The 10,270-nt window shown below is 63.0% G+C and carries 8 protein-coding genes; 2 read left to right on the top strand and 6 right to left on the bottom strand.

Going from position 1 to position 10,270, the window contains the following annotated elements; translation table 11 throughout:
- The 3 genes from ACNJ7E_RS02655 to ACNJ7E_RS02645 form a co-directional block, all read right to left on the bottom strand.
- On the bottom strand, positions 1-936 hold a 936-nt coding region (locus ACNJ7E_RS02655; RefSeq protein WP_418338726.1), incomplete at its 3' end, for an IS701 family transposase.
- A gap of 165 nt (positions 937-1,101) precedes the next feature.
- Complete coding sequence (locus ACNJ7E_RS02650; RefSeq protein WP_418339034.1) at positions 1,102-1,449, bottom strand: hypothetical protein; 348 nt, start codon at positions 1,447-1,449, stop codon at positions 1,102-1,104.
- 251 nt (positions 1,450-1,700) lie between these two features.
- Positions 1,701-2,024, bottom strand: a complete 324-nt coding sequence (locus tag ACNJ7E_RS02645; protein WP_418339033.1) for a hypothetical protein — start codon at positions 2,022-2,024, stop codon at positions 1,701-1,703.
- Between the two features lie 879 nt (positions 2,025-2,903).
- Between ACNJ7E_RS02645 and ACNJ7E_RS02640 the strand changes: the two genes are divergently transcribed.
- Entirely contained in the window at positions 2,904-4,793 is a 1,890-nt protein-coding gene (locus ACNJ7E_RS02640; RefSeq protein ID WP_418339032.1) for an FG-GAP-like repeat-containing protein, read from the top strand.
- A 657-nt stretch (positions 4,794-5,450) separates the two neighbouring features.
- Here the strand turns inward: ACNJ7E_RS02640 and ACNJ7E_RS02635 are convergent.
- The 3 genes from ACNJ7E_RS02635 to ACNJ7E_RS02625 are packed head-to-tail and all read right to left on the bottom strand — an operon-like array spanning position 5,451 to position 8,712.
- Positions 5,451-6,509, bottom strand: a complete 1,059-nt coding sequence (locus tag ACNJ7E_RS02635) for a hypothetical protein (RefSeq protein WP_418339031.1) — start codon at positions 6,507-6,509, stop codon at positions 5,451-5,453.
- 53 nt (positions 6,510-6,562) lie between these two features.
- Positions 6,563-7,939, bottom strand: coding sequence for a radical SAM protein (locus tag ACNJ7E_RS02630; RefSeq protein WP_418339030.1), 1,377 nt, complete (start codon positions 7,937-7,939; stop codon positions 6,563-6,565).
- Between the two features lie 8 nt (positions 7,940-7,947).
- A complete protein-coding gene (locus tag ACNJ7E_RS02625) occupies positions 7,948-8,712 on the bottom strand; it encodes a hypothetical protein (RefSeq protein WP_418339028.1) in 765 nt (254 codons plus the stop codon).
- 288 nt (positions 8,713-9,000) lie between these two features.
- On the opposite strand from ACNJ7E_RS02625, the gene ACNJ7E_RS02620 reads away from it, so the two are divergent.
- Positions 9,001-10,260, top strand: a complete 1,260-nt coding sequence (locus ACNJ7E_RS02620; RefSeq protein ID WP_418339027.1) for an ISL3 family transposase — start codon at positions 9,001-9,003, stop codon at positions 10,258-10,260.
- The last annotated feature ends 10 nt before the right edge of the window (positions 10,261-10,270 follow it).

Below are 10,270 nucleotides of genomic sequence, written 5' to 3'. Positions count from 1 at the left end.
GGCGAGTTCGGTGAGCGTGGTGCGGCGGGGTCCGGCGCAGATGTAGTACGCGATCTCGGTCGGATCGGAGAGGGATCGGCGGGCGAGCAGCCAGTGCCCGCGCCCGGGTGCCCAGGCGATCCGGATCGGGATCCGCACCCAGGAGTATTCGCGCCGGCCGTGCGCGCCGTCGCCGACGGAGATCCGGCGCCACTGCTTCGCCGGGACCGCGGCGATCATCTCGTCGGCGCGACCGGCGCGACCGTGCGGGGTGAACACGTCGTCGTTGCAGCGCGTGGCCAGGACGTAGGAAATATCGCGTTCCTCGAGCCAGACCCGCAGGTACTTCACCTGCCCGTAGGCCTCGTCCGCGGTGACCCAGGAGAACGGGACCTGTGCGTCGAGGGCGCGTTCGATCATGTGTTGTGCCAGTCTCGGTTTGGTCGCGAACTCGATGTCGTCAGTGATGCCGGCGGCGCGGCACCGGTCGCGGTCGGAGGTCCAGGATTCGGGCAAGTACAGCTCCCGGTCGATCAAGGCGTGGCCGGCGCCGCTGGCGTAGGCGAGGAAGACGCCGATCTGGCAGTTTTCCACCCGTCCGGCGGTGCCCGAGTACTGGCGTTGCACCCCGGCCGAGCGGGTGCCTTTCTTGAGGAATCCGGTGTCGTCGACGATCAGTACACCGGCCGGATCGCCGAGGCGTTCGACCACGTAGTCACGGACGTCGTCGCGGACGCCGTCGACGTCCCAGTCCGCGCGCCGCAGCAACCGTTGCATCCCGTCCGGGCTGATCTCGCCGGCGCGCTCGGCGAGGGTCCACCCGTTCTTGCGTTCCAGACCTGCAACCAAACCCGTCACATATTCACGGACTCGGGACCGCGGCTCCGACCGGGCGAACCGACCGGAGATCCGCTCATGCAACGCTTCCAACTCGGCAGCAACCAGATCGAGGACCACACAATCAGTATCGTCTACCTGTCAAGCAAGTGCCGTTGCAGTACTAACCCGCGACCAACCAAGTATGAGTGGCGCTGCTACCGGCCACCCCGCGACCGACCAAGTATGAGTGGCGCTGCTACCGGCCACCCCCTGGCCCGTCCCCGCCCGTGCCGGCGGCAAGTCTCATACGCGGCCGACGAGCTGCCGCACGCCGCCGTCCTCATCGACCGCATACAGCGCCATCCCCAACAGATCGAGAACCCTCTGAGGTGCTCGCACCGCAGCCTCCACCGAACGCGGCTCGTCCCGAACCACCAACGCAAACGACACCGACTGATCCGCCTCGCTCGGCATCCGCCGAACGAGCTGCCCGATAGCGGTATCGACGTCCAATCCCGGCGCGGTCATCGCACCCCTTGCCTCGACGTACAGCCGGTGACCGTCCTTCTCGGCAAGAATGTCGACGAAATCCACCTCGGTACCGACCACCCAGCCCTGAGACGACAACCACCCCGCGAAGTCCCGGGCCATGCGAGCCTCATCACCACTCATGCCGGACACGGTAAGCCTGAAACGTCAGTTCCGAACAACACCACAGCGCACAACACATGCGGTGCGGCTATACCACGGCTCAGGCATACCCCGACAGATCGTGCGGTGAGACCGAAGCACCCCTTCACGACCCCATCCGCGTCATTCATGTAATCGACTGACCGCTGGCGAAATTCGCGTGAACGATGCTTGGCGCCGCCCAGAACCTGCCACGAGGTGGCTGCCGCCGATCATTCTCCCCGATGCCAGCCGGGTGTCCGCACGGCCGAATCCGGGCCCGGGTTTGATTTTGAGTTCGGGGCGGAGCGGTGGAAGCCCGGATCGATCGTCAGGTCTTCGGTGTCGGCAAAGACCATCCGCCCATCGTCGAGCGCGACCGCCCACCGATGCACCGGCGCCCACTCGTGTCCACCGCCGCCCGGGTCGGTCACTGCCGAATAATCCTCGACCACCTCACCTGTGAGATCGCCCCCGGCGCTCCTGCGGACCAGCACCCGGACACCGACCGTCAACTCCGGACCATCGACCGGCCGGTTGCCGCTGTATCGGGCCATGTTGATGGACCTCTTCGCTCGGCGAAACTCCCGAGATCGAGCATAAGCACCGACTGGCCCGGTACGCGACCCGACCTGCACGAACACCACCCACGATCGGAAACGCCGCCGAAGCAGTCGGCTGTCATGGTCCCCGTCGGCGTCCACGACTGAGTCACTGATGGTGCGACGTCACCACGCCGACGATGCCGTCACCAGTCCGACGAAGGCCCTCCCCGAAACCGCGGAAGGGCCTTTCTCATATCGGCATCATCGGCATCGACAGTGACACCTTCGTCGGCACGTTCAGCGGCGGACAACAGTCGTCGAACCTGGCCCGCCCGCCGTGGCAGTCGGACCCCTCTCGCCGAGGGCGTACCCGGGGGCGTCCCTTCTCGAACCGCATTCCGAGACCCTGCCCGACTCCGCCGCGAAGGCGCGGTCACCGATCGCGCCGCGGGCTCTCCTCGCACCGGTCGTGGCGGACAAGCAGGTTCAGGTAGGTAATGCTCGGGTTGCAGCCGGCCCGCGCGGGGGCCCGCGAGGGCCTCTGCGGCACCCATCAGCGAGGTCGCGCGCCGAGGAGCGCCTTCACCCATCGCGATCCACGCGGGGACCTCGATGCGTTCAGCGCCGGTACATGTGCTCACCCCCGCGACTCGATCAGCGCAGACATCTCCCCCCAACACTCCTCCCTCCGCGGCGTGCCTCCGGCTGCGTCACTGGCCGCTGCGAGCCCGGACAGCGACCAGATCAGGTGTCGGCCATTTGAATGAATTCGCATCATGCCGACGTGTCTGTTCACGGTATCAAGTCGTGATCGTGCGACGATCGGTCGTCATGCGACGTCAGTGGACGGCATCTACGTGTACGCGTTCCGCAAGGGTCGGAGGGAGGACAATGGCACTGCTACGGCGATTGTCGATACTGTTGAGCGCCGCCGTCTTGTCTGTCGGTTTAGTCTCCATCATTCAATCTCAGCCCGCCGCGGAGGCTTGGCCGGCGATCAACGGCACCTGCCCCAATGAGATCTACTTCATCGGGGCGCGCGGATCGGGCGAATCGGAAGGATTGGGCCGTCCCGTCAGGAGTACGTTCGATGCCCTTAAGCGTCAGCTGTACTGGCCTGGAGTTTCATTCGCCGATCCGATCGCGATCAAGTATCCGGCTCTGGCGGTATCGACCCTGTGGAACCCTACACTCCCATATTTCAACGGAATCCAGGATGGTGTCGACGAAACCCTTCGCCAGCTCCGTCGGCTCGATGATCAATTCAGCGCCGATCCGCGGTGCGGTGGGCCACGAATCGTGCTAGCTGGCTATTCGCAGGGCGCGATGGTCATGCACAGGGTCTTGAAGGTGCTGGAGACTAGCGGTTCGCAGTATCTCCTCGACCGAATCGCAGGCGCAATCCTGATCGGCGACGGTGACCGAGTGCCCAATGACACGACACTGACATTCGGAAACGCGTCACCATCAAGCAAGGGTGTGGGACTGAATTTCAATCCGCCAAGCTTAAGCGGGACGTCGAAGTTTTCGCCCCAGCTTGGTAAGAAAGTGTACAGCGTCTGCGCAAATCGCGACGTCGTATGCGATTACAGAGGCTTGGATTTTGTGTCCGGGCTGATTGGAGTGGGTACACACACCGGCGCATACTCATTCTCCAGTTGGGGAGCTGTCCAGGCGCTGGGTGACAAAATTCTCTCCACCCGAAACTCTCCGACGACCACGACCACGACCACAACCACAACCACCACTGCACCACCATCAAGCGGCGCATATGGCAGTCCGACGTCATACCCGATCGGACATCACTCGGAAACAGTTTGCGTGGCAGATGTGAACCACGATGGTCGACCAGACATTGTCGTTCCCGACGGAAACGGAAGTGCGCTGAGCGTCCTACTCGGTAGGGGCAATGGGACATTCTCTCCCCGCCGGGATTTCGCCACGGGCGCCAGCCCATACGGTGTCGTTGCTGCAGATGTCAATGGTGACGGCCACCCCGATATCGCGACCGCCAACAGCAACGATGGCACTTTCAGTATTCTCCCGGGCAAAGGCGACGGAACTTTCGACAGGCCTGTCGCTTATCCCGCCGGTTCTGTTCCACGGTCGATTGCCGTCTCCGATATCAACGGCGACGGCAAAACCGATGTCGTTGTCACTGACTACAATAGCGGTGTGGCCGGCGTATTTCTGCAACGCCCTGACTCGGGCTTTACACCCAAGGCCGACTATCCAGTCGGAGACGCACCGATGGCACTGACTATCGCCGACGTCAACAACGATCAACATCCCGATATCATCTCCGGTACCTTGAGCGTCCTGCTGGGCCGTGGAGACGGAACCTTCGCGCAGAAGGTCGACTACCCAGTGAGCGGAGCGGCAAGAGTGGTGGCCGCGGACGTCAACGGCGACCGAAATCTTGACCTGATTGCCTCCACGACGGCCGCAAACGGGCCGATAAGCGTGCTCGTGGGCGGAGGAGACGGAACCTTCGCACCCAAAGTCGATTACGACTCGGGTGGCCCGACACCCGAGGGTGTAGCTGTCGCCGATGTGGTCGGCGACGGGCACATCGACATCATCGTTGCTGACTACAATAAGACCGCGGTGACACTCCTGCCGGGCCGCGGCGATGGGTCATTCGCCGCTCCCATCGATTCACCGAAGAGCGACTCCAACCTTTCTGAAATAGCGCTGACGGATCTCAACGGTGACAGACGAGCTGACCTCGTGACCAGCGCGCCCTTCGGCGATAAGGTTGTCGTCTTCCTGCACAATTAACCGACGCGCTGCCGCTTCACAGTTCCATGTATTACCGCGGATCGGAGACCCTCGCCCCCTTGGAGCACCTTCGAAATGCGTACACCTGCGCCTCCCGCTCGTATAATAACGCTGGCGCGCTGACCAGCGCGAACTTGCCGCAACTGTCGGGATATACTGAGCAACAAGCATATCCCCACGTATGTGTTCGCGATCAACGAGGCATGTGGTGCTTAAGTTTCGTCGTACGTCACACTGCCATCCATCGATATCACAGGCAAGAGCATAATTGCGGTTGTGACCGCCTCCCGACGGCCCACCACACCAGGTACCGGCGAACGGTCGGTGCCAACGCTGGGCACATCACCTCCTCAGCGTGCGGCGGGAGTACCACTCGCGATCCTCTGGCACGGTGTCGAAGACCGTAGGGGGAAAAATCGGCGCCGGGGGGTTCTCCCCGACTTGGGACGCGAGGCTCCGTGCAGGCTTATGCCTCACGGCACCCCCTGCGGATTACCAATTACACCATCCCGCCGCCGATTCAAGGGACTCCGTGTATCAAGCGGCCCTCAACATGCATGGTCCTCGTGCATCCGTCCCGATCCCCTGTTCGCCTGCGTTGGCCGCGAGCCGATTGACGTCGTGCACTCACGTTTGTACTGCTCCGCAACGGTCAGACTATGCCTGCAGTCGGTGGCGCTTCCTAACGACCAGGATGCAGATGCCTGTGAGCGTCACGAACATCAACGAGGCGCCCACAGGAAATAGTAAGGAGGTATTTCGGTTCTCGACGGCGTCGATCACACCAGGCGCCCACCTGACTACTGCGGCTATGCCGACGACCAGGCTCAATCCATAGACAAAGAGCAGGATTCGCGCGAAGTTTCCCTGGACCGTTGGGTTTCGTACCTCGCGCAGGAGGGTAAGGGGTCGATCCCAGCTCGCGCTCACTGCGCGGGCGTCGAAAAGGTCGCGAACGAACCAGTAGGCGTCCGACTTCTCGAGGGGGCTGAACGATGTGAGTGCCAGCGCGCTGAGCAACACGGACACAACGCTGAACAATGGGCTGCCGGTAAGGCACCACAGACCTGTGGCAGTGGCCAGGAGAATTCCATCGACAGCCAGACCCCCGACGTCGGCGCTGAGTCGTATCGAGCGTCGATGTGTATCCAACGGGGACAGATTCACATATGCCACGGGACCAGTGAAGTACACCCCTAGGCCCACGGTCGGCTGCACACCGTGGCGGTGCGCGACCCCGTAGTGCCCCGCTTCGTGCAGGACGACGCGCACAGTTCCGACTGCTACGACAAGCGCGATGAACGTGAAGGGATGGTTGGCGAATATGCCGATCACAAGCTCGCTCGGGGCCTCGATGAACGTCCAGAAGACCGCGAGCGCGATCAGTAGTGCTACGGCCGCGTAGATGATGAGAGGGATCGCGACTCGACTTATAGCCCCACCAATTGCTGCTACTACGGCTTCGAATGCGACGCTTCGTCGCCGCACGACGAGGTCTGTCAGAGCCGGTATATATTCCGCGTGCGCGGTCTGGTTCACGCCGTCGTGATCGGTCGTCACGATCCCGGCGCTGTGCAACTTCTGAATCGACTCGACCGTGTCGGGTGAACACTCGTCGAGGTCGACACGTGCGCCGCCTTCGGACGAGGCGTTGAGCAGAAACCGATGTGTGTTCGGATCTAGGGCAAAGGAGCCGTGCGTCGGGACGTGTGCCACAGTGTTGCCGTAGGACCCGACGACTACGCCAGGGGCGAGACGAACTATGGATATCACTGCGGACTGCCCGCGGCAGCCAGGCGGCGCACTGTGTCGTCGAAGTCCTGCTGGAATGTTCCACAGTTGCCGATCAGCCCGAGTTTGTCCGGGCTCAGCCGCGCTCCACAGCCTCCACCGTGGGCGAAGGACACTGAGCATTTGCGGCAGTTGATGAGTTTGTCGATGCGCCGATCGGACCACTTGTCCCACAACGGCAGCCGTTTGATGGCACCGTCTTCGACGACACCGACCGCGCTGGACTCGACGCCGACGAGTTCGTTGCAGCTGTAGACCTTGGACTCGGGTGAGATGAAGACGTTGCTGTCCCCGGCACCGCAGAACCGGATGTGTGGAGTTTCCATCACCGCTGTCAGCCAGCGGGCCAACGGCGGTTCCTGGTCGATGACGCCTTCCAGGACCGGGTACTCCTCGAGACGGGACCGGAGATAGGTGTCGATCTGCGAACGCGTGAGGTACAGGTCTGGGTCGGCGGTGGCATCCGGCGCTGCAGGATCCGGCCAAACGTTGACGTGATCGAAGGAGGCGAGGTCGTGTGTGAGGATGCCGCGCTCATCCAGAAGCACAACGAGATCCGGCAGACTTTCGACGTTGCGTTGATCGATATTTGCTCGTACTTCGACCCGGACACCGCAACGGAGGGCGCGTTCGATGTTGTCGAGTATGACCGCGAAGGTGGGCTTTCCCGCTGTGCCGATGCGACGGGTGTCGTGATGCTCCTGCGTGCCGTCGAGGGTGATCTGTAGATTATCGATCCGCCCAGGTCCCAGCAGATGTTCGAACCTGTCGAGGTAGAACGCGTTGGTCGTCGCCCGTACGGTGAGGTTCCTGGCGACGGCTCCCTCGACGATCGTTTCGACCAGGCGGACGGTACTCGGAAGCAGGGGTTCGCCGCCGAACAGTTCGAGGTGGTTGATCCTCGCACCGGATGCGATGTGTGCGTCAACCATGTCGAGTCCGGCCCGCGCCTGTTCGACGGTCAGGAACCGGGACGGCAGCGTCCGCATCTCGGTGCTCGATTGAAAGCAATACGAGCAGGCCAAGTTGCACGTATTGGTGGTCACGAAGGTGAATATGATCTTCTTCTGATCGCCGTATCTGTCGGCGATGTCTCGTACACGCGCTGCGAACCAGCGCGCCTCGGCCTCTTCGGAGTGCCTGGTGAGGTAGCCGACTCGTTCGGCATGCTCTGCGACATCGGCCGGGAGGCCGTCGAGGTCGCCGTGGAGGCTTGCGCCGAAGGTCGTGGAAACGATGTCGGACACATGATGGGGGAAGTTGATGAGGACCGAGGTTCCGTCGCCGACCTCGACGATCCGCGTGTAGTTGCTGAGACGAAGGTTGCTTATCTGATCGAGAGGTTGCAGAGTCATCGTGACGGTCACCCTTTCGCTGCAGTGTCGACGTGAGAGCTGAAACAGTCGCGTAGTAGGTCGGCCATATGCTCGGTGTCGGTGCCGGTGTCGTAGACACCGAACAAGCCGTCAGGGTTGACGTCGATCCACCACGCGACGTCGTCATGATCGACGAGGACGTCCGCGGTGAACATCTCCAGTCCCAGAACGGCGGCGACGGCTCGCGCGTCGCGATCGAAACGTGACGTGTACCAGGGTGTTCGATCAGCCGTCGCGGTTCGGATATCGGTTGTCGCAGCGTGCACCTTCCGCTGACAGATCACTGCAGTGCGCCCGAAGGCGTACCCGATGCGTGCCTCCCAGTCGCCCTCGATGAGGCGCTGGAGAACCGCCGGACACGGTTCCCGCCGGCCGCCGTCCAGGGTTCCCACCTGTAGGGTCGTCACGCGTTCGTTCGCGCCCACGCTCTGATCTGCGGCAATTGCCTTCAACACGAGAGCCGGAGCCATAGTGGGCACGTACGTGCTGACAATGTAAGGCGGAACCCGCACAACCTCGGAAAGAACAGACAGCGTGACGGCTTTGTTGTCCACTCTAAGTGGGTCGCGGGACCAGACCTGCGGTCGTTGCCGATAGGAGAGATGAAGAAGCCCCAGAAGCGCGCTTTCCCACTGTCTCTCGACGAACGGCGAGATTCTTGCGGCTGTCCTACTCGTGGCCCGCACAGCAGAGGTGGGCGGCGAGGACCGCCACCTGCGGAAAACGACACGGTCCGCATAGTCGAGATCCACGGAGGTGATTCTGTCGTCGCCTACATCGAGGCGCCACCCCGCCCCGTCCGCATCGAGATCGTAGTCGTCGGTCGATAGACCCCAACGGATGTATGTGACCTCGTTCCCAAAGCAGAACGGTGTGTCGAGAAACTGGGTATCAGGGTCATCGACGTCAGCAAATATGGCTCTTCTGCCATGAATGTGGATGGCCCTGCATGTGATAAGGGCAGGTGGTGTGGGGGTGGGCGCACGGGCCGCCCGTAGGGTCGAAAGCTCCTACACATCCGTCACCATCGGAGATGACCCGTGCGCGCTTCAACCCTACTCAACAGGCTGCTGTGCCTACCGCAGGCCACCGTCCGCGACGTCGAGATCGCCGACGATCGGGTGCGGGTGGCGGTGCGCCCCCACCGCCGCCGGATGCGGTGCCCGCACTGCGACTATTCAACCCTTCATCGCTACGACACCCGCGAGGTGGACTCATCGTGGCGGCACCTCGACCTGGGTGGACGCGTCTGTGTGCTCACGATGCGCCGCCGGCGACTGCGATGCCCCGAGCACGGGGTGCTGGTCGAGGCGGTGGACTTCGCCCGACCCGGATCCGGGTTCACTCGCGACTTCGAGGACCTGGCGGTGTGGCTGGCCACCAAGACCGACAAGTCCACCGTGTCGGTGTTCTGCCGGGTCACCTGGCGCACCGTCGGCGCGATCTGCGGCCGGGTCGTCGCCGACAAACTCGACCCCGACCGATTCACGAATCTGGTCGAGATCGGGGTGGACGAGATTTCGTGGCGCCGCCACCACAAGTATCTGACGCTGGTGTCCGACCACGAGACCGGCAAGATCGTTTGGGGCACCGAGGGCAAGCACGCCGCCGCGCTCGGCACCTTCTTCACCGACACCCTGCCCGCGGGGGCCGCGGAGCGGATCGAGGCGGTGTCGATGGACCTCGGACCGGCCTACGTCAAGGCGGTGCGTGAGCATGCCCCGCAGGCGACGATCTGTTTCGACCCGTTCCATGTCGTCAAACTCGCCACCGACGCCCTCGACGACGTGCGTCGCCAGGTGTGGCAGCACGCCCGCAGTCTCTCGGACAAGCAGATCGCCAAGACCTATCGAGGTGCGCGGTGGGCGCTTTTGAAGAATCCCGAAAGCCTGTCCGCCAAGCAGGCTTCGACACTGAAAGCGCTCAAACGGCAGGGCGGCGCACTGGTCCGGGCCTACGAACTCAAGGAGGCGTTGCGCGCGGTCTTCGCCGGCGATCTCGACGACGAGGTGGTGCTCGAGATGCTCGCCCGATGGTGTGCCTGGGCGCAGCGCTGCCGGATCCCGCAGTTCGTCAAACTCGGACGCACCATCCGAAAGCACCTCGACGGCATCACCGCCGCGGTCGAACGAGGCCTCGCGAACGGACGCCATGAGGGACTGAATAACAAGGTGAGGCTGATTATCCGCCGGGCCTACGGATTCCACACCGCCGAGAATGCTCTCGCGTTGATCCTGCTCGCCTGCGGACCCGTCACCCTCACCCTCCCGTATCACACGGCAACCCATCCACATTCATGACAAGAGAGCC

It is taken from the genome of Rhodococcus mengyinensis (assembly GCF_048381435.1).
GTDB classification, from domain to species: domain Bacteria; phylum Actinomycetota; class Actinomycetes; order Mycobacteriales; family Mycobacteriaceae; genus Rhodococcus_F; species Rhodococcus_F opacus_D.
The sequence above is the reverse complement of the archived record's forward strand: the minus strand, read 5'-3'. Positions and strand labels throughout refer to the sequence as shown.

Bases quoted from the DNA above. Each gene is read 5' to 3' on its own strand.
- ACNJ7E_RS02650 (WP_418339034.1), bottom strand. From the start codon at position 1,449: ATGGCCCGGGACTTCGCGGGGTGGTTGTCGTCTCAGGGCTGGGTGGTC.
- ACNJ7E_RS02645 (WP_418339033.1), bottom strand. From the start codon at position 2,024: ATGGCCCGATACAGCGGCAACCGGCCGGTCGATGGTCCGGAGTTGACG.
- ACNJ7E_RS02640 (WP_418339032.1), top strand. From the start codon at position 2,904: ATGGCACTGCTACGGCGATTGTCGATACTGTTGAGCGCCGCCGTCTTG.
- ACNJ7E_RS02630 (WP_418339030.1), bottom strand. From the start codon at position 7,939: ATGACTCTGCAACCTCTCGATCAGATAAGCAACCTTCGTCTCAGCAAC.